This window comes from Massilia polaris (assembly GCF_012927275.1).
Classification (GTDB): Bacteria; Pseudomonadota; Gammaproteobacteria; order Burkholderiales; family Burkholderiaceae_D; genus Telluria_A; species Telluria_A polaris.
Map to the genome: position 1 here is coordinate 25862 of NZ_JABBGG010000011.1, position 23437 is coordinate 49298.

The window sequence follows — 23437 nt, forward strand, 5'->3', positions numbered from 1 at the left end:
GGCGCGGAAACTTCCGAATAACCAACCGGTTGAATTCATGAATAACATTAACAGGCTTGAACCAAGCGCGCCGCTCGAACTGTGGGGCGGCCTCGAATGCACAGTCAACCGCGTCCACGACGATTATCACAGCCAGATGGACCGCAACGGCCATGTTCACCGGCTCGACGACATTTCCCAATTCGCAGCGCTCGGTATCCGGGCGATCCGCTACCCGATCCTGTGGGAACGCACCGCACCCGGCGGCATCGCCGGCGCCGACTGGGAATGGCCGGACGAGCGCCTGCCGGCCCTGCGCGCGGCGGGCATCACGCCGATCGTCGGCCTGGTGCACCACGGCAGCGGTCCGCGCCACACCAGCCTGGTCGACCCGGCCTTCGCGCCGCAACTGGCGAAGTACGCCGGCGCAGTTGCCGCACGCTACCCCTGGGTCGAGTACTACACGCCCGTCAACGAACCGCTGACCACCGCCCGCTTCTCCGGCCTCTACGGCCTGTGGTACCCGCATGGCCGCGACGACCTGACCTTCCTGAAAGCCCTGCTGGTGCAGTGCCGCGCCGTGGTCCTGTCGATGCAGGAAATCCGCAAGCACAATCCCGACGCCAGGCTGGTGCAGACCGACGACCTCGGAAAAACCTACAGCACCCGCGAAATGGCCGATGCGGCCGCGTTCTACAACGAACGGCGCTGGCTGGGCTGGGACCTGCTGTGCGGCATGGTCGGCCCCGAGCACGCGCTGTGGAACTACCTGGTCCAGAGCGGCATCGAGCCGAACGACATCCTGTGGTTCCGCGACAATCCCTGCCCGCCCGACATCATCGGCGTCAATTACTACGTCACCAGCGAGCGCTGGCTCGACCACCGTCCTGAGCGCTATCCGGAACATCATCGCGGCAACATCGGCGGCGTACCGTGCGCCGACATCGAATGCGCGCGCGTGCTGGCGACGCCCACGGCCGGCATCGGCCCCTTGCTGCAGGAGGCGTGGGACCGCTACCGGATCCCGCTGGCGGTCACCGAAGCGCACATCGACGCCAACCGCGAAGACCAGTTGCGCTGGCTGCTGGAAATCTGGGAAGCCGGCAAACAGGCTCAGCTCAACGGCGTGGACATCCGCGCGATCACCGTCTGGGCGCTGCTCGGCTCGTTCGACTGGAACAGCCTCGTTACCCGCGACCAGGGCTATTACGAGCCGGGGCCGTTCGACCTGCGTTCGCCCGAACCGCGTCCGACCGCGCTGGCGCGCATGATGCGCGAACTGGCCGATGAGAAACCGCTGTCGCATCCGGTCCTGCGCGGACAGGGATGGTGGCGCCGTTCCAGCCGTTTCTCGTGCCAGCCGGTGGCGACGCCGCTGGCGCTGACCTCGATATCGGCCGATGGCCACCGGCTGGTCGGCAAGCAAGCGCGGCCGATCCTGATCACCGGCGCGACCGGCACCCTGGGGCGTGCCTTCGCCCGCCTGTGCCGCGAGCGCAGCCTGGCCTACCAGCTGCTCAGCCGTCATGAGATGGACATCGCCGACCCGGATTCGGTCGAACGCGCGATGGCGCGCTGCAAGCCGTGGGCCGTGGTGAACGCGTCCGGCTATGTGCGCGTCGATGATGCCGAGAACGATGTCGAGCGTTGCTTCCGCGAAAACGCGCACGGCCCGGCAGTGCTGGCCGCCGCCTGCGCACGGCATGGCGTGCACCTGACCACGTTTTCAAGCGACCTCGTATTCGACGGACGGCGGAATGATCCCTACGTCGAGAGCGATACGGTGTCGCCGATCAATATCTACGGCAAGAGCAAGGTCGAGGCGGAAACCTCGGTACTGGAGCGGCATCCGGGATCGCTGGTGGTACGCACCAGTTCGTTCTTCGGTCCGTGGGACCAGCATAACTTCGTCACCCAGGCGCTGGCAGCGCTGGGCGGCGGCGGATCGTTCCAGGCGGCGAGCGACATTATCGTGTCGCCGACCTATGTGCCCGACCTGGTGAACACCTGCCTCGATTTGATGATCGACCGGGAATGCGGCGTGTGGCACCTGACCAACGGGCATCCGATTACCTGGGTCGAGCTGGCCAACAAGGCGGCCGGGCTGGCGGGCGTGGATGCGAGCCGCCTTGAAGGCTTGTCGATCGCCTATATCGCGCCGCGGCCGCTCTACACCGCGCTGCATAGCGAACGCGCGATGTTGTTGCCGAGTCTGGATGATGCGCTCGGACGGTTCCTCCATCAGCGCGGCGAGCCGATGCAGGATGAGGCGGCGTGTTATCCGGAGCCGGTGGCGCGGTGATTGAATCGGCGTTGTGCACTGCCTGTTTATCCGCCGAACTCGCTCCTAATGCAAATGCTCCCGCACATACCGCTCAATCTCGGGCCCCTCGAACCAGGCGATATCTTTCGGAATCTCTTCCGTCACCGCCTTGCGCGCCTGTTCGCCGAGATTCTCACGCATCAGGCCCAGGAACTTCGGCGGCGCGATCACGCACAGCGAATCGAAGCGCTTGTCGTAACAGGCCTTGTCGATATAGCGGCTCACCTCTTTCGAAAACAGTTCCACATCATGTTCGATCGGCGTCCGGTGCGGCTGGGAAGTGTTGCGTTGCAGGCCCCGGCCGCTGAAATTTTGTCCTTCGGCATCCGACTGGACTTCACGCCCGTCCTGGCGACCTTCCGGATTGATCATGTCTTCGATCTCGCGCAGTTTTTCGTTGCTGTCGTCCATCTCGAAAATGCGCGCGCGGCTTGCATCGGCCGCGATCACCCACGTGGTTTGCATACGCCCCTCCTTTGCTTGAACAGGCAACAGCGCCTGTTGTTCCAGTGTAGCGCGCGGCCGGGAAAATGCGGCGCAGCTTAGGACCCCGGCACCCGTATAAAATAGACATTGGCTGGCTGTCGTTTTGCTTGCCCTTACGACCAACCAGAACAAAAGGCCTGACCCAGTGCAAGAGCAACACGCGTTCCCGTTTCTGCGGGAAATCATCCTGTTCCTGACCCTCGCGGGAATCCTGATTCCACTGCTGCAGCGTTTCCGCATCAGCCAGGTGCTGGGATTCCTCGCGGTCGGCGCCCTGCTCGGCCCCAATGGCCTGGCCTTGTTCGCCAACGATATTGCCTGGCTCAGTTACCTGACCTTTCCGAATTCCGATGGGGTCAAGGTGCTGGGCGAGCTCGGCGTGATCTTCCTGATGTTCATGATCGGCCTGGAGCTGTCTGCTGCGCGCTTGTGGGCGCTGCGCAAGTGGGTGTTCGGCGCCGGCGTCGCCCAGGTATGCGTGTGCGCGGCGTTGATCGGCGGCACGGTGCTGCTGATGGGCCATCCGATGGAGACCGCGATCATCCTCGGTTTCGTGCTGTCGCTGTCGTCCACCGCGGTGGTCATGCAATTGATGAACGAGAGCCACACGGCAAGCACGCCGCTGGGCCTGGCCGGATTTTCCGTGCTGATGCTGCAGGATCTCGCGGTGGTGCCGCTGCTGATCCTGATCGGCGCGATGAGCAAAAGCGCCGGCAGCGATCCGAGCTGGCTGATCGCCGGCGCCATGCTCAAGGCGGGCATCGCGATCACCTTGATCTACCTGGTCGGCGGGCGCCTGCTTCATCCGCTGTTCCGCACCTTCGCGCGCCAGCGCCAGCCGGATGTGTTCATGGCGCTGATCCTGCTGGCGGCGCTCGGCATCGCCAGCTTGTCCGCCCTCGCCGGCATGTCGATGGCGCTGGGCGCGCTGATCGCCGGCCTGCTGCTTGCGGAAACGGAATTCAAGCACGAAATCGAAATGATGATCGATCCCTTCAAGGGCTTGCTGATGGGCCTGTTCTTCATGACTGTCGGCATGGGCATGGACCTGCGCCAGGTGGCGCTCAATCCGCTCTGGCTGGCCTCAGTTGTGCTGGGGCTGGTGACGATCAAGGCTTGCGTGGTGGCGGCGCTGTTCCGCTACGGCGGCCTCGGCCGGGGCCGTGCGATCGAAGGCGGGCTGATGCTGGCCCAGGGCGGCGAGTTCGCCTTCATCGTGATCGCCTACGCCGTGGCCGGCAAGCTTGTTGCGCCGGAACTTGGCCAGCTGGTGATGCTCGCTGTCGGCCTCAGCCTGTTCATCACGCCCGTGCTTACCCGCATCGGACGGATGATCGGCGACAACTGGGAACACCATAAAGACGAGCTGGAGGCGGCCAGGGACGGCGAGGCGCTCGAGCACGTGCGCGAACGCATCATCATCGCCGGCTACGGCCGGGTCGGGCAGCTGCTGGGCAAGTTGCTGGCAGCGCAAGGGATTCCGTTTGTCGCTTTCGAAAACAATGCCAAGCTGGTGGCGAAAATGCGCGCGCTCGGTTTGCCGGTGTATTTCGGCGACGCGTCCCGTACCGAACTGCTGCGCCGCGTCGATGCCGGATCGGCCCCCGCCATCGTACTGACGATGGACCATCCAATGGCGGCCCTCCAGGCCGTGCGCGGCATCCGCCGCGAGTTTCCCGATATCCCCCTGCTGGCGCGTTCGCGCGATGCGCGCCATGCGCTGGCGCTCAAGCAGGCCGGCGCCACCACCGTTGTTCCCGAGACGCTCGAAGCCAGCTTGCAACTGTCGGCTTCCGTGCTGGAAACGCTTGGGCTGGACGAGGAAGACATCGACCGCATCGTCGACGACGAACGCGACCTGTTCAGCGCGACCCTGGCCAGGAACGCCCAGCTGAGCAAGCCGCAAAGGCAGCTATAATCGCTGCCTGAATTGCAACGATAAGCCGACCTCATGACACAAGAAACTCCGAAGGCGCTGGGCCATATCCGCGTACTCGACCTGTCGCGCGTACTGGCCGGGCCGTGGTGCTCGCAGAACCTTGCCGACCTCGGCGCCGACGTGATCAAGATCGAGCGCCCCGGCGTCGGCGACGACACCCGCGCCTGGGGCCCGCCCTACGCGAAGGATGCGCAGGGCAACGACACCAGCGAGGCGGCGTATTACCTTGCAGCCAACCGCGGCAAGCGCTCCGTCACCGTCGACATCGCCAGCGGCGAAGGCCAGGCGATCGTGCGCGACCTGGCGCGCGACGCCGATGTCGTGCTGGAAAACTATAAAGTCGGCCAGCTCAAACGCTATGGCCTCGACTACGACAGCCTGAAGGAAATCAATCCGGATATCGTGTACTGCTCGGTGACCGGCTTCGGCCAAGACGGCCCCTACGCGCACCGCGCCGGCTACGACTTCCTGATCCAGGGCATGGGCGGACTGATGTCGGTGACGGGCGAACGCGACGACCTGCCGGGCGGCGGTCCGCAGAAGGCCGGCGTGGCCATCACCGACCTGATGACGGGCATGTACGCCACCGTGGCGGTACTCGCTGCGCTGATGCACCGCGACCGCACCGGCGAAGGCCAGCACATCGACATGGCGCTGCTCGACACGCAAGTGGCGATGCTGGCCAACATGGGCAGCAACTACCTCAACAGCGGCAAGGCGCCCAAGCGCTGGGGCAACGCGCACGCCAATATCGTTCCGTACCAGACTTTCGCCTGTGCCGATGGCCACATCATTGTTGCTACAGGTAACGATGGGCAGTACCAGAAATTTGTCGAGGCCGGCAACCGGCCCGACCTTGGCGCGGACCGGCGCTTTGCCACGAATCCATTGCGCGTCCAGAACCGCGACGTGCTGGTGCCGCTGCTGGCCGAGATGGTCAAGACCCGCAGCCGCGCTGAATGGATCCGCCAGCTCGAAGAGGTCGGCGTGCCCTGCGGCCCGATCAACGACCTGGCCGATGTGTTCGACAACCCGCAAGTGAAAGCGCGCGAGGTCGCCTTCGACATGGATCACCCTGCCGCGGGCAAGGTCAAGCTGGTGCGCAGCCCGATGAAGATGTCGGTGACACCTGCCATGGCGGAGCTGCCTCCGCCAATGCTGGGCCAGCATACCGATGAGGTGCTGCGTGATTTGTTGGGGCGCAACGACACCGAGATCGCAGCCTTGCGTGGCAAGGGCGTTATCTAAGCACGCGCGTCGGTGGCGGAACGCAGTGCGTCCCGCCCCGATCGCTTAGTGCAGTTGGTGTTTCAGGTCGGACAGTTCGTCGTGTACCTTCATGATGGCTTCAGTCACCCGTGGCGTCACCGCGGCCTGGCTGCGGCAGACGCGCTTGGCTTCGTCGCCCATCGACTCCAGCTCGTCCACGCACTGGCGGATGCGGTTCTCGTCGTGCGACTGGATGACCTGCTGGGCCTTGCTCGATTCACGGTCAAGTTTCTGGATGCAATCTTTCAATTGCGATGGGGCGCTGTCGGCCTGCAGGGTTTGCGAAGCCTGCCCGATCGCCTGTTGAATACTGCTGAACCTTCTTTCGATTTCCGATGATTGCAACATTTCAGCCTCCATACGTACGCTGGCACGGGGCCGTGCCAATTTAAATATATTAGATATTCGGCAGGCGGCAAGGTTCAGTATGTTCCTGGCCGGTAGCATCCGGCATCGATTCGCTCCGGGCCAGCCGCGTTTCGTCGCCTTGTTGTTGCCGCCGCCCCAACGCGCGGCGACAATGGCGCATCGTTTTGAAAGGACGTTGCCATGCAAATGCCCCCGCCGCCGCCCACTACCGGATTCCCGTTCCGCCAGCTCGCCCGGGACGCGGGCTACGCAGCCGTACTGAACATCCTGTGCGCCGTCGTGATCACATCGATAACGCGCCGCCCGGAGAATTTTTTCGAGAACGTGGTCTACTCGATGTGCATCGGGATGATCGTGCTGGTGATCGCCGACGGTGCGCGGCTGGCGATGTGGGGCGCGCACAAGCGTCCGCGCTGGCCGGTGTTCTTCGCCATCCTGGCCGTCGCGGTGCCGTTTGCGCAGTATGCCGGAATCGCGCTTGGCGGCCTGCTGCTCGGCCGCAGCGTCCCCTCGGCCACCGAGACGGCGTCGAAGTCGATGAACTCGATGCTGGTGTTCACGCTGCTGGCGGCCGGCGCGGCCTGGCTGTTCTTCGTCAGCCGCGACCGCATCGTCCGCGCCGAAGCGGCGCTGGCCCTGGAAACGGCGCGCGCCGAAACCATCAACCGGCAAGCGCTGCAAACCCAGCTACGGTTGCTGCAGGCGCAGATCGAGCCGCACATGCTGTTCAATACCCTGGCCAACCTGCAGGGGCTGATCGCGCTCGACCCGGCACGCGCGCAGACGATGCTTGACCAGCTGATCCTCTACCTGCGTGCCACGCTCACCTCGTCGCGTTCCGAGAACACCACGCTGGCGCACGAATTCGCCCTGCTCGACGCCTATCTTGGCCTGATGTCGGTGCGGATGGGGCAGCGGCTCGGCTACACGCTCGACTTGCCGCCGGCGCTGGCCGGCGTGAAGCTGCCTCCGATGCTGCTCCAGCCGCTGGTCGAAAACGCCATCGTGCATGGCATTGAACCGGACATCGACGGCGGCCATGTGACCGTCAGCGCGGCGGCGCAGGACGGCATGGTGGCGCTGTCGATTGCCGACACCGGACGCGGTTTGCACGCCACGCCGGGCCAGGCCGGCACCGGCCTGGGCGTGGCCAACACCCGCGAGCGTTTGGCCGCGGTCTACGGCGAACGCGCAAGCCTCTCCCTGACGCCCAACGCGCCGCACGGCGCGCTGGCCCGACTGACCCTGCCACTGCAAACACCATGACCATCCGCGCCCTGATCGCCGAAGACGAACCTATTCTCGCTGCGACGCTTGCCGCCGCGCTGGGCAAACTGTGGCCGGGCCTCGAGATCGTCGCCACCTGCCCGAACGGGATCGACGCGGTGGCGCAGGCCCTCGCGCTGCGGCCCGACGTGCTGTTCCTGGATATCAAGATGCCGGGCCAGAGCGGGCTGGAAGCGGCCGAGGAACTTGCCGAGCGATGGGACGCGGCGCTGTCCTTCCCCGAAGTCGTGTTTGTGACCGCGTACGACGAATACGCCCTCGCCGCCTTCGAGCATGCGGCCGCCGACTACGTCCTGAAACCGGTCAACGAAGCGCGCCTCGGCAAGACCATCGAACGCCTGCGCCAGCGCCTGGCGAACCGCAGCGGCGACCACGGCCTGGCCCAGCTGGTAGCGCAGATGCACGCGCTGCTGCCGCCGGCGCCGCAGCCGCAGGAGCGCCTGTCGATGATCCGCGCCGCCGTGGGCAACCAGGTGCGGATGATCCCCTTGTCGGACGTCGTGTATTTCGAAGCGCTCGACAAATACGTCAACGTGGTCACGCAGGAAGGCGAGGCGCTGATCCGCGTCAGCCTGAAGGAACTGCGCCCGCAGCTCGACGACAGCGTGTTCTGGCAGGTCCACCGCGGCACCATCGTCAACATCGGCGGCGTGGCCAGCGCGTCGCGCGACGACGCCGGGCGGCTGACGCTGGCCCTTCGCACGCGGCCGGAAAAGCTGCGTGTCAGCCCGCTGTACGCACACCTGTTCCGGCAGATGTGAGGACGGGCGCCGGCGCGAGCGGCGCGAGTCCGCGCAGGCGCAGCGCAATCAGCATGGCGATCCCGAGCAGCGCGAGCAGGACCGACACCACGGCGTTCCAGGCGCCGATGCCCCACGCCAGCCCGCCTAGCCACCCGACCATGCTCCCGCCAACGTAGTAGAAGAACAGGTACAGTGCGGACGCCAGCGCCTTCGGCGCGCGCGCGCGCATGCCGACCCAGCTGCTGGCAACCGAGTGCGAAGCGAAAAAGCCGAAGGTTGCCGCGCACATGCCTGTCACCAGCACGATCAGGTTGGCCGACAGCGTCAGCGCCAGCCCGGTCATCGTCAGCGCCATCGTCATCCACAGCACGTTGCGGCGGCCGATCCGGTCGGCCAGCCTGCCCGCCCAGACCGAGCTGTACATGCCGGTCACGTACAGCACCGACAGCAGGCCGACCGCGGTCTGGCCGAGGCTGAACGGCGCTGCCAGCAGGCGGTAGCCGATGTAGTTGTACAGGCTGACGAACACGCCCATCAGCAGGAAGCCGAGCGCGAACAGCCACGGCAGGCCATCGTCGCGAAGATGCAAGCGCGCGCCATCCAGCAGCGCTTTCACGCCCGGCCGGCCGGGACGGAAGTTGTTCGACTCCGGCAGGCTGCGCCAGAATTCCCAGCCCGCGTACAGCCCGGCCACGCCGAGGCCGAACAGCGCGAAGCGCCACGATGCGTAATCGGCGACCACCGAGGTGATGACGCGCGCCAGCATGCCGCCCAGCGCGGAGCCGCCGATGTACATGCCGATCGAGACGCCAAGCGACTGCGGCGCGATTTCCTCGCCCAGGTAGGCCATCGCCACCGCAGGCATGCCGCCCAGCGCGACGCCGAGCAGCGCGCGCAGGATCAGCAGCTGGGTGAAGTCCTGCGCGAACGCGCACAGCAGCGTGCAGGCGGCGCCGCCGACCATCGAGGCCGTCATCAATGCCTTGCGGCCGATGCGGTCCGACAGCGCGCCGCCCAGCACCAGTGTCACCGCCATCGTCAGTGTCGAAATCGACAGCACCCAGCTGCTCTCGGCGGCGCTCAGCGCGAACTGCTGCGCCATCAGCGGCATCAAAGGCTGCACGCAGTACAGCAGCGCGAACACGGAAAAGCCGCCGAACAGGATGGCGCGGTTGATGCGCTTGACGCGCGGGCTGTCGGTGTTCATGGATGACTCCTGGCTCGAAGGGAACCCCCATGTTAGGATTGCGTATTAATACTGTCCAATATATATTTCAGGCGATATATATCTGTAAAATCGATTACTCATGGAATTACGCCACCTCCGCTACTTCATCGCCGTCGCCGAAGAGCTGCATTTCACGCGCGCGGCCGAGCGCCTGCACATCGGGCAGCCGCCGCTCAGCCAGGCGATCCAGGCGCTCGAAGCCGACATCGGCGCGCAGCTGTTCGCGCGCACCAAACGCTCGGTGCGGCTGACCGACGCGGGCAAGCTGTTTTTGACGGATGCGCGGCGCATCCTCGCGCTGTCGGAACAGGCCGGGGCAACCGCGCGGCGCGCCGAACGCGGCGAGGCCGGAGAGCTGCGCATCGGCTTCACCTTCTCGACGCCGCTGACGCCGTTTTTTGCGACGGTGATCAACCGCTACCGTGCCGCGTATCCGCAGGTGAGCCTGACCTTGCATGAGCTGGCGACGCTGCGCCAGCTGGAAGGGCTGACGCAGCGGACCCTGGACCTGGGATTTATCCGGCCGCCGGAACGGGGCCGCGCCGATGACTTGAAGCTGACCGCGATGCGCCAGGATCCGCTGGTAGCGGTGCTGCCGACCGCTAACCCCTTGTGCCGCAAGAAGACGGTGGCGATGCGCGACCTCGAAGGGATGCCGTTTGTGATGTATCCGGCGGGCGCCGGGACCGGGATTTATCCGCAGATCTTCAGGCTGTGCAGGGACGCGGGGTTTGTGCCGCATGTGGCGCTGGAGGCTGGCGAGGCGTCGACCATCATCGGGCTGGTCGCAGCGGGGTGCGGGGTGTCGCTGCTGCCGAAGGCGTTCGAGCGGATCAGGATGGATGGGGTTTGCTACCGGCCGATCGCCGATGAAGGGGCGACGACGACCTTGCTGCTGGCGCAGCGCAAGGATGAAGTGTCGCCGTTAGTGGAGGCGTTTGTGGCGCTGGCCATGGAGGCGGCGCGGGAGTGACGGCATTCGGCGGATGCGCCCTTTGGGCGTATCCGCCGGCACACCACCGGCCTTAGTTCGGCTTGCCCTTCGACGACCAATACACGCTGACGATCTTCCACTTGCCTTCGGCGCCTTTCAACATCTGCCACGCCTCCAACCCGTGGTTGATCACCTTATCGCCGATACGGAAATCAAAATCGAACAGCACGAAGGCCACATGCCTGTCCTGCGTGATGCGGACATTGTAGAAGCGCTCTTCCACGACCTGCTTTTCAGTCTGGATAAATTCGGCAAAGCCCGGATATCCCATCGGACTCATTCCGTCGAAGTTGACGTCGATCGTCTCACGTACCTTGGCGATGCCCTTCGGGTCGGCCGGACTCGCCCACAAGATGTTCGAATTGAGCATCAGCGACGACAGCAGCTTGATATCCTTGGATTTGAGCGCGGCCTGGAAGTCCTGGACGACTTTGTTGATCGCCGCGATGTCTTCCGGCGTGCTTTCATAACGGCCCACATGCGAAGGCATGTCGGCGGCGAAAACAGGGGAGCAAATCAGGGCTGCGGCGAGAACGGCGGCGCGGAAGGAAAGGGACATCGGCAACTCCTCGTTGAATGGAGCGCCGATGCTATCCCGGGCTTACACAATACGCAACAACTAGTTATTACGCATAGTCGGCGTCCAGCTCCGAACCGGCATAGTTCTCCAGCTCCGCGAACAGGTTCTTCATCGACGTGCGGCTCTGGATCTTCTGGATCACCGTGCAGTGCTCGCGGTACGACGCGATGCGCTCGGCCAGCACGGCCTGGTGCTGCGCCGGCACCTTGGCCATCAGCTCGGCCCATCCAGCCTCATAGTCAGGCTTGTTCTTGCGCACCGACGACACCAGCCGCTCGAAGTCCTTCTGCCCGGTTTTCGCGACGATGCGCCCGCCCCCTTCGATCGCGAAGATCACCGCCAGCGCGATCACGCCTTCGGCATTCAGGTCGGCATCGTTGATCGGGCCTTCGTAATGATGGCGGCGCAGCCAGTTCGCGGTGCGCACGATCGCCTGCACGGCCTTGCGCTGGCCAAGCTGGATCTCGTAGCGCTCCGGCCCCGACCAGTTCTGGTTCGGGTCTGCGCTGCAGATGTCGACGAACAGTTCCTTCAGCCTGCGCTGCATGTACACCGGGTCGTTGTCGTATTCGCCGACCAGCGAATCCTCCGGCAGCGCGGCGAGGTCGCGGACCATGCGAAAACCCACCTGGAACGCGTGCTCGGCGCCCTCTTCGACCAGGTAGTCGATCGCGCCATCTTCATCGCCGTCTTCGATCTCGTGCTCGATGCCCAGCGAGACGCAGCCGACCGTCAGGAAGTAGGCGCGCTGGATCCCTTCGGCGGTGCGGTCGTTGGTGAACTTCTCCGCGACCATGGCGGTGATCCCGGCCAGTTCATCGGCCAGGATCGCCGGCTCGTCGCCGTTGTCGCCGGCGCCGAAACAGCGGATCGCGCGCACCATACGCGGCAGGCGTTCTACTACGAGTGCTGGCAGCATTGACGGTTCCGCGTTCACGAGAAGATGTCGGTGCCGAGGCTCTTGCGCGTGCCGCGCTTAGGCGCGCTGCTGCGCGCCGACGGCACTTGCTTGCGCAGGCGGTACAGCAGTTCGCGCGTCGAGCGCTGCAGGAATTGCGGCTCGTCGTCCGGGTCGTCCGAGAACTCGGCGTCGGCCAGGTCGGCGCTGTGGCGGAAGTCGGGGAACAGCTCGAACAGGGCGCGGTCCCAGCCGTCTTCATTGGCCTTCACCAGCTCCACCGCCAGCGGGATGATGTCGCTGTCGGACGAGGAATGCGCGGTGATGTACGACCCCTTCGAGATCACTTCGCCGGCCAGTTCGAGGATGTCCTTCGGCGCCATCGAGAACAGGATCGCGAACGCGGTCGCGCCGTAGTCGGTGGCCGAGGCTTCGGCCAGCAGCGCGTGGCGGCGCTCTTCGTCGTCGGTGGAGAACACCACGCCGTGGATGTGCGCGAACAGCGATTCGGCCACGCGCTCAGGGTCGTCTTCGATCATCTCTTCGGACCAGGTGGCGGCGATGAAGGCCAGGCTGTCGGCCCATGCCTTGGGCGGCACCAGCAGGGTCGCCAGCGAGGTCTTGCCGCCGTCGAAGCCGGACAGGTGCAGCGCGGTGACTTGCGGCGGCAGGGTGCCGAGCACCTCGGAGACCACCAGGTCGCCGTGCGTTTCAGCAGCTTCCGAGAACGCCTGTTCAGCGTGCCCGAGCGAGCCGGCCAGCACCAGCTCCGTCACTTGTTTCGACAGCGCGGGCAGGTAGGTTTTTTCGGTCATTATTGGTCTCCGTCCTGGTCGAACATCTGCGCGAAGTCGTCGGTGGCGCCGCCATCGCCGTCATCGTCGACATCGTCGCCGTCGTCGTTTTCACCCAGCTTGTCGAACGAGTTGTCCTCTTCTTCCCACATGCGCGGGTGCTTGAACAGGAAGGCGGTGATGATGGCCTGGCGCGCCAGTTCCGGGTGGTTCCCGGTCATCGCCGCGTACATGGCCGCGCCCTCGCCTTCGACGGCAGCCATCGCGAACACCTTGGCCGGGTCGCCGCCTTCGTAATCGAACGCTTCGCGCAGCAGCCCTTTTGGATTGCTGAAGGTGATGCGGTCGACCAGCGCGAAGCTCATCATGTTGACGTCTTCAATGCCGCCGCCATCGGTGTATTCGCCAACCAGCGCATCGACCATCATGTCGTAGTTCTTGCGGTTTGGCGGATCGCCCAAAATGCCGTCGATCTGGCCGCCTAGCTCGCGCGACTGGTAGGCAAATTCGGGATGTACTCTTGTCATGGTAAAAATCCTGTTGGTGGTGCGTGTTGTGTCCGGAAAGGCGCCGGGATGGCGCCGGATGCTCAGGCTGGCAGGGGAACGCCGTTCAGCTGGAACAGCGCGCGCCACAGCTCGTAGGCTTCGGCCTCGGCATCGAGGATGATGCGGTGGTTGACGCTCTGGTCGTATTCGTCGCGTTTGGCGCGGTCCGACAAGATTTCATAGGCCTTGGCGACGCTTTTGAAGCGCACTGCGGCGGCCGGCGCGTCGTTGCGGTCGGGGTGGTAGCGCATGGCCAGCGAACGATAGACCTTTTTGATCTCCTCGTCGCTGGCGTTCGGCGCCACGCCCAGTACCGCATATAAATTTTCCAATCGAAACCCCCAGCGGTCGGACAACACATTAAAGCGAGATTATCCTATAGATCAGCCCCGGCTGTCAGGGTTGCCGCGCGGGGCCCGCGCGTACGGTAAAATGCGGCAACCTGATTCCAACCTATCTATTTCCATGAGCAACGAGAAAAACAAACCCGACGCGGCGGCGAACGCGCCGACGTCGAACTTCCTGCGCGCCATTGTCGACCACGACCTGGCCGCCGGCACCCACGTCCGCCCGGGCCTGCCGCCCGTCATCACGCGCTTCCCGCCGGAGCCGAACGGCTACCTGCATATCGGCCACGCCAAGTCGATCTGCCTGAATTTCGGCCTCGCGCGCGACTACCAGGGCCTGTGCCACCTGCGTTTCGACGACACCAACCCGGCCAGGGAAGAACAGGAATACGTCGACACCATCATCGACAGCGTCAAATGGCTCGGTTTCTCGTGGGAGCAGGAAGGCAGGAACCACCTGTACTTCGCCAGCGACTACTTCGACCAGCTGTACGAGATGGCCGAGTACCTGATCAGCGCCGGTTTCGCCTATGTCGACAGCCAGAGCGCCGAGGATATGGCTAAAAACCGCGGCAACTTCGGTACGCCGGGCACCAATTCGCCGTTCCGCAACCGCCCTGCCGGGGAATCGCTGGCGATCTTCCGCGACATGAAGGCCGGCAAGTACAAGGATGGCGAACACATCCTGCGCGCCAAGGTCAGCGAAGACGCGATGGCCGCGCCCAACATGAACCTGCGCGACCCGGCCATCTACCGGATCCGCCACGCGCATCACCACCGTACCGGCGACGCCTGGTGCATCTACCCGATGTACGACTACACGCACCCGATTTCGGATGCGCTGGAAAACATCACGCATTCGCTGTGCACGCTCGAGTTCCAGGACCACCGCCCGTTCTACGACTGGCTGCTGGCCACGCTGGCCGAAGGCGGCTTCTTCCGGCAGCCGGTGCCGCGCCAGTACGAATTCGCGCGCATGAACCTGACCTATGTGGTCACCAGCAAGCGCAAGCTGCGCCAGCTGGTCGACGAAAAGATCGTGTCGGGCTGGGACGACCCGCTGATGCCGACCATCGTCGGCCTGCGCCGCCGCGGCTATACGCCGGAATCGATCCAGTTGTTCTGCGAGCGCATCGGCGTCTCGAAGGCCGACGGCTGGATCGACATGAGCACGCTCGAAGGCAGCCTGCGCGACGACCTCGACCCGAAAGCGCCGCGCGCCAGTGCGGTGCTGCGTCCGCTCAAGCTGGTCATCGACAACTTCCCGGATGGCCAGTCGGTCGACTGCAGCGCGCCGGTCCACCCGCATCTGCCGGAACTGGGCAACCGCAGCTTCCCGATCACCAAAAACCTGTGGATCGAGCAGGAAGACTTCATGGAAGTGCCTAGCAAGGGCTACTTCCGCCTGTTCCCGCCAAGCGGCGACACGCCGGGCAGCCGCGTGCGCCTGCGCTTCGGCTACGTGATCGAGTGCACCGGTTTCGACAAGGATGCCGACGGCAAGGTGATTGCCGTGCACGCCAACTACTTCGAAGACAGCAAGTCGGGCACCGAAGGCGCCAACACCTACAAGGTCAAGGGCAACATCCACTGGGTGTCGGCCGACGCCGCTTTGGCCGCGGAAGTGCGCCTGTACGACCGCCTGTTCACCGACCCGAACCCGGACGCCGGCGGCAAGGACTTCAAGCTGGCGCTCAACCCGAACGCGCTGGAAGTGATCACCGCCTACCTGGAACCGGGCATGAAGGACGCCGCGGGCGACCAGCGCTTCCAGTTCGAACGGCACGGCTATTTTGTGGCCGACCGGGTCGATTCCACGCCTGGCAAACCGGTGTTCAACCGGATAACAACCCTGAAGGACAGCTGGGCTAAGTAAGCCAGCCGCCCTGTCCGACCTCCCGCCCCGGCCCTTGCCGCGGCGGGATTTTTTTTGCTAAAACGCTAGCAACTGTTGTGTATTTGAAATCCTATCAACAGTGATAGGTCCGCGAACTTGTAACAGTGGGTAACGTAGGAAAAAACCGGCCAGCCTTCCTCAAATCCGAAAGCCGACATGCCTCCTTGGTTTCATCGACAGCAAGCGTATGCGAAGCATCGCGCGATCTGGTACGGCGCATTGTTCTCCGCCGTGACCGGGCTGCTGTTCTATCTTGCCGCTGCCAAGTTCATGGAAGGCGACATCCGCGAAAGCTTCACCAATCACGCGCGCACTGCCCAGAACACCATCAACGCCCGTATCAAGTCGTATACGGACGTGTTGCGCGGAACCGCCAGCCTGTTCAGCACGATCGAACCGGTGACGCGCGAACAATTCCGCGAATACGTCCTGGGCCTGAACGTCCGCAACCACTTCCCCGCGATCGAGACCATCAACTATGCGCAGTACGTGCGCCACCAAGACCTGCCCGCCTTCGAGCAGCGCATGCGCGCCGAGCAGCAGGCCGGACGCTTCGGCGGCGCACCGTTCAAGGTAACGCCGGTGGTAGCCGAACCGGACCACTCGATCATCACCTTCATCGAACCGGACGTGCCATGGTTCGGCGCGTTCGGCTACGACCTGCACACCAATTCCTACGTGCGCGCGACCATCGCCGCTTCGCGCGACGGCGCCGCCCTGATGACGTCGGGCACGCGCATCGTCGCGATGTCGACCCCGAGCCAGACCGGCCTCGGCATGCGGCTGCCCACCTACCGTCCGGGCATGCCGATCAACACGGTGGACGAACGCCGCGCCGCCTATATTGGTTCGGTCGGCATCGCCTTCAGCGTGCCCAAGCTGATCAAGGGCGTGCTCGACGAAATGCCGGTCGATCCGGTGCGCCTGACGCTGGTGGATGTCGGCCAGGGGCTGAAAGTGGTGCCGCCGCGGCCGGGCCAGCCGCCAATCGTGCTGTTCGATAGCATTGCCACCGATGCGCAGCCAGCGCCGCCCCTGGCCGCGGGTAACGATATCGTCACCGTGAAACTGCCGGTCGACTATAACGGGCGCATCTGGGAGGCGACCTTCAGCGCCCGGAAGAACGCTCTGTACAACGGCATCGAACAGTACTTCCCGCTGCTGGCGATGGCGGCCGGCTCGGTCAGCGCGATCCTGATCTACGCCTTGCTGTACACCCTCACGTCGGCGCGCATCCGGGCCGTTCAGCTGGCGCGCGACATGACCAAGGAGCTGCGCGACAGCCAGGCCAGGCTGCAGCTGTCGCACGCGAGCCTGCGGCGGCTGGCGGCGCACGCCGAGAACATCAAGGAGAGCGAGCGCAAGCGGATCGCGCGCGAGATCCACGACGACCTCGGCCAGAACCTGCTGGCGCTGCGCATCGACGCCGACATGCTGGCCTCGCGCACGCGCGAGCGCCATCCGCGCCTGCACGAACGGGTGCGCGCAACCTTGCAGCAGATCGACGCGATCATCAAGAGCGTACGCCAGATCATCAACGACCTGCGCCCCAACGTGCTCGACCTCGGCCTGAACGCGGCGGTGGACTGGCAGATCCGCGAGTTCCGGCGCCTGACCGGCATCGCCTGCGAGCTGGTGGAGAACGAACACGAGCTCGACATCAGCGACCACTGTGCTACCGCGCTGTTCCGCATCCTCCAGGAGTCGCTCAGCAATATCTCGCGCCACGCGCACGCCGACCGGGTCCGGGTCGACCTGCACGTGGAGAACAGCAACATCACCATGATGGTGTGTGACAACGGCATCGGCCTGGTGCGCGACGGCGTTGGCAAGCCCGGCTCGTTCGGCCTGGTGGGCATCGAGGAACGCATTCACTTGTTGGGTGGAACATTTACGATCAGCAGTAACGGCGGAAAAGGCACCTGCGTCTGCATCACCGTACCGATTGCAAACGAGAATGGTTCGCTGCGCACGCATCCCGCCGGCCAGACACATGGCAGCGACCACTTTATTCCCGCCTGAGCGTCGCCCATCGCCCGTGCATCGCAGTTGCAGCGATGCGTGGCGATTGTGCAACGCGCGGCTTTCACCGATGGGTAGTTGACGATGGTCAAGTCCCCGACCAAACCCGTGCGCAAGAATAGGGTTCTCGTGCTTTTGGTCAAGAGTGTTCTTGATGCCAATCTAGCCCAGGTGAAATGGAGGTTACTTATAGACAACCCGATCGCACCATCCGCACCACTTAAACGTACTTAAAAAACATCTCACTCCCGAAAAAGGAAATGTCATGAACTCAACCGTAGACTTCAAAGAAATTTCGGAACTGAACCTTGATCCGATCAAGCAAAAGCTCATGCATGTCGAGTCCGGCGAAGGATGGACGCAGGAGCAAGTGAATGCCGTCGAGGTCGAGTACCGGCGCTTTCTTTACCTGATGAAAAAATTCCCGAACGAACAGACCTCGCCGGCCGTGGCGGTCGACACCTTCTGGCATTACCACATCCTGGACACCATGAAATACGCGGTCGATTGCGAGCATGTGTTTGGCCATTTTCTGCACCACTACCCGTATGTCGGCATGCATGGCGAAGATGCCGATGCCGAGCATCACAGCAGCGGCGAGCGCATGCGCGAGCTGTACGAGCAGACCTTCGCCGTGAGCTACAACCCGGGCGCCGCGTTCTGTGGCATCGTGCGTCCGCCTGAACAGAAACAGGCCGGCCAGGCTGCTTTCTGCGGCATTGTTCGCCCGCCGCAGCAGGACGCGGCATTCTGTGGGATTGTTCGTCCACCTGAGCAAAAGGCGGCGGCGTTCTGTGGCATTGTTCGCCCGCCGGAACAAAAGACGGCAGCGTTCTGTGGGATTGTTCGCCCGCCTGAGCAGCAGGCATCCGCGGCGTTTTGCGGCATCGTGCGTCCGCCCGCGCAGAAGGCCGCGGCCGCGTTCTGTGGAATTGTGCGCCCGCCTGAGCAGGACAAGCAGGCCGCAACCGCCTACTGCGCACTCGGCAAGCTGCCGCACGGCGCCAAGGGCGACGCCATCAGGACCAATGCCGGTGTTGCGGCCGCTGCAGCCCATTAAAACGGCAACGGGCGCACCCTGACGGGAGCGCCCGCAATATGCAAGGCACGGGTCGCATGGAACCGTGCCTTGTTTCTTGCGTGTCCGCTTACGCGGCAGCGGGATTGCCAGGCTGAACGGCCATCAGCGCGCGCAGCTCGCGGATACTGAAATTGCTCACCTCATGCATGCGCAGCAAGATGGTCGCGCCGATCGGCAAGGTGCGGTGCCGGATCTTGCTGATCACCGGCGGCGCCACTTCGAGGGCACGCGACAGCGCGGCATCGTTTTTCAGGTGCAGTTTCTCCATGATCGCATCGAGGACGCGGTTGGGATCGTAGCCGGCTGCATCCGGAATTTTTCTTCCTGACATTACAAATCTCTCAAGCAAGTTCGTACCGTGTCTAATTCGACGCGGAAAGGTTACTACAAATCAATAAATGGTGTGAATTGCCAAAAACCATCGAATATGCGGCGTTTCGTGCAATCGGCACGATGATACACAGCTTTGATGATAGCTGCATAAGACCGCCCGATTTTGCTTCGGCGGCGGCGGCTTGGCGGGCCGGCATTTACTGGTCGCCGGAGCGCGGCGGAATCAGCGTGACGGGCGTGAACATCCAGTCGATGGCGATGCGGGCGGCCAGTTGGCTGTAGGTGGAGGGAATCAGGCAGAACTGGACCAGCATGCGGTCCTCGTCCGATGGTGCGAGCCGCCAGTTGAGCTGGCGGCGGATCTCTTCAGGCGCGGGCGGCGGGCGGCGCTCTGCTTCGCGCGCTGCCATGTAGGCCCGGACCTGCTCCTTGGTCGGTTGGTTGATGCGATGCGGCATGGAAAGCCCTGGCACAAGTAGGCGATCGGATAAGACTTCGCTCACGATAAGCCCGGCAAGGGCGGTCCGCTTGAGAGAGCTCAAATGTGAATCCGATTTCGCCCCGCCAACTCGTGCCTGTGCACGCGACACGACGCTTTCACTTCATTGCGAAGCGTGCTTCACTTCTTCTGGTGCACGCGCCGTTGCTGGCTTTCTTGCGTTTTCTGCTTATTTTGCTTGTCCGTAAATAGGGTGACCGCATCTTTGCGGGCTTGCTCTAGCGTACGCATTTCTTCCTGATCGTCGTGTTTGACGAAAAAGTCCGCCGCCTGAGCGTCAACCACTAACTTAATGGCAGCGGCGTCTTCCAGGTCGTAAATTTCGGTGAGGAGGGTCGTTATTTCGTCCAGGTATTCTTCGTAGGTCATGTTCGTTTCCAATAATAAGTCCGCTATTGTGCCAGAGCCATGGCCGCCACGGCTTCCGCCACGTCCGGATGGCGCAGGCGCACGCCCAGTTCCTGGCGCAGGCGGCGGTTATCCAGGCGGCGCGATTCCGACATAAACGACAGCAGCATCGGCGACACCTGCGCCTGCAGTTCGGCGCGTGGCAGGCGCGGCGGGCGCGGCAACGCGAACGCATCGGCGACCGTATCGAAATAATCGCCCATCTTCAGGCGGCTGTCGTCCACCGCATGATAGACCCGCCCGGGCCGGGCCCGGAACAGCGCCAGCGCGACCACCTGCGCCAGGTCGTCCGCGTGGATGTGGTTGGTGAACACGTCGTCTGCCGGCAGCAAGGCCGGCGTGCCCTGCTCCAGCCGCTTGATCGGCAGGCGGTCGGCAGCGTAAATGCCGGGCACGCGCACGATGGCCAGGTGCGCGCCGCTGCGGCGCGCCCAATCGCGCAGCACGCGCTCGGCATCGACGCGGCGTTGGGCGCGTGCGTTGCGCGGCGCCACCGTGCGCGTCTCCGGCACCAGTTCGCCCGCGCAGTCGCCATACACCCCGCTGGTGCTGACGTAGACCACGCGCCCGCCGGCAGGCAGCAAGGCGGTCAGGCGCCGGCTACGCAGGTCCAGTTCGCCGTCAGGCTGCGGCGGCGCCAGGTGCACCACGTACTGCGCCAGTCCGGCCAGCCGTTTCAGCGTTTCAGGCTGATCGAGGTTGCCGACGACCGGCACCGCCCCCGCCCGGCGCAGCTCGGCGCAACGCCCGGCGCTGCTGGTGAGCGCGAACACGCGAAAACGATCTCGCACCAGCGGCAACAGGCGCATGCCGACGTCGCCGCAACCGATGATCAGAAGGTGCGGCCGCTTGAATTGTCGAGTTTTGTCCATGTCATTTATTGTATGACAAGACGTGCGCGCGGGGTTACGGGACAATGCGGGTACCGCCGCTGTGCTATCATTTCCTGTTGATAAAGAACTAAAGTTTGCTATGACTTACGCGGAACTACGCCGGAATCCCGCGGCCGACGCCTTCTGGGCCGGGCTGGCGGCGCGCGACCACTGCCTCCAGATATACGACTCCGACCGCCTCTTCCTGAACGCGCTGGAAGGCTTCGTCGCGGGTGGCATCCGGCAAGGCGATTCGATCGTCCTGATCGCAACGCCGGCACACCTGTCCGCCCTCGCCGCCCGTCTCTCGCGCAACGGCTTCGACGTCGATGCGGCGGTGGAACGCGGCCAGTACATCGCGCTCGACGCCGCCCAGACCCTGGCCCGTTTCATGGTCGACGGCTGGCCTGATGAAGCCATGTTCAACGCCGTGGTCGACGAACTGCTCGGCCGCGCACGGCGCCACCACCACAAGGTACGCGCGTTCGGCGAGATGGTCGCACTGATGTGGGCTGACGGCCTGTGCGACGCCGCGGTCCAGCTCGAACACTTCTGGACCCGCCTCTGCGTCCAGGAAGAATTCTCTCTGTTCTGCGCCTATCCTAAAGCAGCGTTCGGCGACGCTGCCGATGCCGGCATCCACCAAGTGTGCGCTGCCCATTCCAAGCTGTATACAATGTAATCTTCGCCTCACCGGCGCCTGTCGAGGCTGCCGGAACCAGCAGGCAGGCAACTTCCAACACACTCATTCAGCATGACTTTCCAGATTACAGTCCTACCTAGCGGCCATCAATTTGCTTGCGAACCCGATGAAACGGTCCTGACGGCAGCCCTGCGCGCCGGCATCGGCCTGCCGTACGGCTGCAAGAACGGCGCCTGCGGTTCGTGCAAGGGCAAAGTCGTCGAAGGCTCGGTCGAGCACAAGGCGCATCAGCAACGCGCGCTGCCGGAAGACGAGCGCGCACTTGGCATGGCCCTGTTCTGCTGCGCCGTTCCAGGAAACGACCTGGTCATCGAAGCGCGCGAAGTCGCCGGCAGCAGCGAATACCCGGTACGCAAGATGCCGGCGCGCGTGGCCAGCGTCGAAAAAGTCGCACCCGATGTTGCCGTGGTCACGCTTCAGTTGCCCGCCAACGAAGCGCTCGCCTACCGCGCCGGCCAGTACATCGAATTCCTGCTCAAGGACGGCAAGCGCCGCAGCTACAGCATGGCCAGCGCGCCCAGCCTCGAAGGCCCGGTCACGCTGCACATCCGCTACATGGCGGGCGGACTGTTTACCGAGCAGGTGTTCAACACGATGAAAGAGCGCGACATTTTGCGCTTCGAAGGGCCGCACGGCACCTTCTTCCTGCGCGAGGAAACCGACAAGCCGATCGTGCTGCTGGCGTCCGGAACCGGGTTCGCGCCGATCAAGGCGCTGGTCGAGCACCTGATCCACTTGAAATCGACCCGTCCGGTCAGCCTGTACTGGGGTGGACGCCGTCCGCTCGACCTGTACATGAACGCGCTATGCGAAGAATGGGCGGCCACCCTGCCGGGCTTTAGCTACGTGCCGGTGGTATCGCACGCGCTGCCGGAAGACCACTGGGCCGGCCGGACCGGCTTCGTGCACGCGGCGGTCATGCAGGACATTCCCGACCTGTCGAACTACCAGGTCTACGCCTGCGGCGCGCCGATCGTGGTCGACTCCGCGCGCCGTGACTACGTCGAAAAGTGCAAGCTGCCAGCCGACGAGTTTTACGCCGACGCCTTCACCAGCGAAGCCGACCTCGCCCCATAATCCGCCGACCGATTTTGGAACAAAAACCACGTTAGCGGCGGCGTACGGAACCTGCATCGAATTGCTGGCGATGCCTGCCCGTCACCTCGCGGTAGAACGCGCGGATCTCCACCATGTCCGCCTCGATTTCCCCGCTGGTGGTGTACATCCGCCCGATGCCGCCGGCCTTGCGCGCGTAGTCGAGGTAGGCCAGCCCGATCGGCACGCCGGCGCCATGCGCGATGTGATAAAAGCCGGTCTTCCAGTGCGTGACCTTTCCGCGCGTGCCTTCCGGCGCGACGATCACCGCCAGCCGTTCGCGCGCCGCGAAGGCGTCCACCGTTTTCTGCACCAGGTTCGATGACGCGCTGCGGTCGACCGGAATTCCTCCCAGCCAGCGCGCGACCGGTCCCAGCGGACCGGCGAAAACACTCGCCTTGGCCATCCAGTAGACCCGCAGCCGCAGCACGAACGCGACCATCAGCGTGATCGGGAAATCCCAGTTGCTGGTGTGTGGCGCGGCAATGAGCACGTATTTCGGATGCGCCGCGATCTCATCGGGCGTCATGCCCTCGGTGCGCCAGCCCATCAGGCGCAAGACCACCCCCGACAGGGCGCGCATGGCGGTGTTGACGACGGGCGTGTCAAAAATCGTGGTCTGCATGAAGTTGAAAATGGGAAGGCGCGCGCTGGGGTCCGGTATTTTACCCGAGTCGACACTCATTCTGTTGACGCGCGGAAAGCCGTTCAAAAGAGGTAAGATCAAACCACGAAGGCAAAAA

Annotated in this window: 24 protein-coding genes; 11 read left to right on the top strand and 13 right to left on the bottom strand. The window is 64.1% G+C overall.

The annotated features are described in order from the left end of the window. Positions 1-37 precede the first annotated feature (37 nt). A complete protein-coding gene (locus HHL21_RS17590; protein ID WP_229496556.1) occupies positions 38-2281 on the top strand; it encodes a family 1 glycosylhydrolase in 2244 nt (747 codons plus the stop codon). A gap of 45 nt (positions 2282-2326) precedes the next feature. Here the strand turns inward: HHL21_RS17590 and HHL21_RS17595 are convergent, their stop codons facing one another. Continuing rightward, entirely contained in the window at positions 2327-2920 is a 594-nt protein-coding gene (locus HHL21_RS17595; protein WP_169468279.1) for a host attachment protein, read from the bottom strand. Between the two features lie 13 nt (positions 2921-2933). On the opposite strand from HHL21_RS17595, the gene HHL21_RS17600 reads away from it, so the two are divergent. After that, complete coding sequence (locus HHL21_RS17600) at positions 2934-4706, top strand: cation:proton antiporter domain-containing protein (RefSeq protein ID WP_169468281.1); 1773 nt, start codon at positions 2934-2936, stop codon at positions 4704-4706. A 33-nt stretch (positions 4707-4739) separates the two neighbouring features. Further along, the gene (locus HHL21_RS17605) at positions 4740-5975 is read left to right on the top strand and encodes a CaiB/BaiF CoA transferase family protein (protein ID WP_169468283.1); all 1236 of its coding nucleotides are present in this window, start codon (positions 4740-4742) and stop codon (positions 5973-5975) included. A gap of 45 nt (positions 5976-6020) precedes the next feature. On the opposite strand, the gene HHL21_RS17610 is transcribed toward HHL21_RS17605, so the two are convergent. Next, positions 6021-6344, bottom strand: coding sequence for a hypothetical protein (locus HHL21_RS17610; protein WP_169468285.1), 324 nt, complete (start codon positions 6342-6344; stop codon positions 6021-6023). Between the two features lie 201 nt (positions 6345-6545). Here HHL21_RS17610 and HHL21_RS17615 point away from each other — a divergent pair, with 201 nt between their 5' ends. Then, on the top strand, positions 6546-7631 hold the full coding sequence (locus HHL21_RS17615; RefSeq protein WP_169468287.1) for a sensor histidine kinase: 1086 nt from the start codon (positions 6546-6548) through the stop codon (positions 7629-7631). Beyond that, complete coding sequence (locus HHL21_RS17620; RefSeq protein WP_169468289.1) at positions 7628-8413, top strand: LytR/AlgR family response regulator transcription factor; 786 nt, start codon at positions 7628-7630, stop codon at positions 8411-8413. The genes HHL21_RS17615 and HHL21_RS17620 overlap by 4 nt, the downstream gene beginning before the upstream one ends. Here the strand turns inward: HHL21_RS17620 and HHL21_RS17625 are convergent. Next, a complete protein-coding gene (locus HHL21_RS17625; protein ID WP_169468291.1) occupies positions 8376-9602 on the bottom strand; it encodes an MFS transporter in 1227 nt (408 codons plus the stop codon). The two genes, HHL21_RS17620 and HHL21_RS17625, sit on opposite strands and share 38 nt — an antisense overlap. 100 nt (positions 9603-9702) lie before the next feature. On the opposite strand from HHL21_RS17625, the gene HHL21_RS17630 reads away from it, so the two are divergent. Further along, positions 9703-10596 (top strand): LysR substrate-binding domain-containing protein, encoded by an 894-nt coding sequence (locus tag HHL21_RS17630; protein ID WP_169468293.1) that lies wholly within the window; start codon positions 9703-9705, stop codon positions 10594-10596. Positions 10597-10648: 52 nt separating this feature from the next. Here the strand turns inward: HHL21_RS17630 and HHL21_RS17635 are convergent, their stop codons facing one another. The 5 genes from HHL21_RS17635 to HHL21_RS17655 all read right to left on the bottom strand — a co-directional run bounded on the left by HHL21_RS17635 (position 10649) and on the right by HHL21_RS17655 (position 13769). Beyond that, positions 10649-11176 (bottom strand): Cif family virulence factor, encoded by a 528-nt coding sequence (locus HHL21_RS17635; RefSeq protein ID WP_169468295.1) that lies wholly within the window; start codon positions 11174-11176, stop codon positions 10649-10651. Positions 11177-11243: 67 nt separating this feature from the next. Next, positions 11244-12116 (bottom strand): hypothetical protein, encoded by an 873-nt coding sequence (locus HHL21_RS17640; RefSeq protein WP_169468297.1) that lies wholly within the window; start codon positions 12114-12116, stop codon positions 11244-11246. 14 nt (positions 12117-12130) lie between these two features. Then, positions 12131-12910 carry a hypothetical protein gene (locus HHL21_RS17645; RefSeq protein ID WP_169468299.1) on the bottom strand — a complete coding sequence of 260 codons (780 nt, stop codon included), beginning with the start codon at positions 12908-12910 and terminating at the stop codon, positions 12131-12133. After that, a complete protein-coding gene (locus tag HHL21_RS17650) occupies positions 12910-13416 on the bottom strand; it encodes a hypothetical protein (RefSeq protein ID WP_169468301.1) in 507 nt (168 codons plus the stop codon). Before HHL21_RS17650 ends, HHL21_RS17645 begins: the two co-directional genes overlap by 1 nt. A gap of 62 nt (positions 13417-13478) precedes the next feature. After that, positions 13479-13769: a DnaJ domain-containing protein gene (locus HHL21_RS17655; protein ID WP_169468303.1), complete on the bottom strand. Its 291-nt coding sequence runs from the start codon at positions 13767-13769 to the stop codon at positions 13479-13481. 133 nt (positions 13770-13902) lie between these two features. Here HHL21_RS17655 and HHL21_RS17660 point away from each other — a divergent pair, with 133 nt between their 5' ends. The 3 genes from HHL21_RS17660 (at position 13903) to HHL21_RS21460 (ending at position 18763) form a co-directional block, all read left to right on the top strand. Then, a complete protein-coding gene (locus tag HHL21_RS17660; RefSeq protein ID WP_169468305.1) occupies positions 13903-15660 on the top strand; it encodes a glutamine--tRNA ligase/YqeY domain fusion protein in 1758 nt (585 codons plus the stop codon). Between the two features lie 177 nt (positions 15661-15837). Next, positions 15838-17703 carry a sensor histidine kinase gene (locus HHL21_RS17665; RefSeq protein WP_206085876.1) on the top strand — a complete coding sequence of 622 codons (1866 nt, stop codon included), beginning with the start codon at positions 15838-15840 and terminating at the stop codon, positions 17701-17703. Between the two features lie 265 nt (positions 17704-17968). Further along, positions 17969-18763: a glycine-rich domain-containing protein gene (locus HHL21_RS21460; RefSeq protein ID WP_206085878.1), complete on the top strand. Its 795-nt coding sequence runs from the start codon at positions 17969-17971 to the stop codon at positions 18761-18763. An 88-nt stretch (positions 18764-18851) separates the two neighbouring features. On the opposite strand, the gene HHL21_RS17675 is transcribed toward HHL21_RS21460, so the two are convergent. The 4 genes from HHL21_RS17675 to HHL21_RS17690 all read right to left on the bottom strand — a co-directional run bounded on the left by HHL21_RS17675 (position 18852) and on the right by HHL21_RS17690 (position 20896). Continuing rightward, a complete protein-coding gene (locus HHL21_RS17675) occupies positions 18852-19115 on the bottom strand; it encodes a hypothetical protein (RefSeq protein ID WP_169468307.1) in 264 nt (87 codons plus the stop codon). Positions 19116-19314: 199 nt separating this feature from the next. Next, the gene (locus tag HHL21_RS17680; RefSeq protein ID WP_169468309.1) at positions 19315-19575 is read right to left on the bottom strand and encodes a hypothetical protein; all 261 of its coding nucleotides are present in this window, start codon (positions 19573-19575) and stop codon (positions 19315-19317) included. A gap of 161 nt (positions 19576-19736) precedes the next feature. Then, on the bottom strand, positions 19737-19985 hold the full coding sequence (locus HHL21_RS17685; protein ID WP_169468311.1) for a hypothetical protein: 249 nt from the start codon (positions 19983-19985) through the stop codon (positions 19737-19739). A 23-nt stretch (positions 19986-20008) separates the two neighbouring features. After that, a complete protein-coding gene (locus HHL21_RS17690) occupies positions 20009-20896 on the bottom strand; it encodes an SDR family oxidoreductase (RefSeq protein WP_169468313.1) in 888 nt (295 codons plus the stop codon). 100 nt (positions 20897-20996) lie between these two features. On the opposite strand from HHL21_RS17690, the gene HHL21_RS17695 reads away from it, so the two are divergent. Continuing rightward, positions 20997-21578: an MEDS domain-containing protein gene (locus tag HHL21_RS17695; protein WP_169468315.1), complete on the top strand. Its 582-nt coding sequence runs from the start codon at positions 20997-20999 to the stop codon at positions 21576-21578. A gap of 72 nt (positions 21579-21650) precedes the next feature. Next, positions 21651-22676, top strand: coding sequence for a CDP-6-deoxy-delta-3,4-glucoseen reductase (locus HHL21_RS17700; RefSeq protein WP_169468317.1), 1026 nt, complete (start codon positions 21651-21653; stop codon positions 22674-22676). Between the two features lie 31 nt (positions 22677-22707). Here the strand turns inward: HHL21_RS17700 and HHL21_RS17705 are convergent, their stop codons facing one another. Continuing rightward, on the bottom strand, positions 22708-23319 hold the full coding sequence (locus HHL21_RS17705) for a lysophospholipid acyltransferase family protein (protein WP_169468319.1): 612 nt from the start codon (positions 23317-23319) through the stop codon (positions 22708-22710). Between the last annotated feature and the right edge of the window lie 118 nt (positions 23320-23437).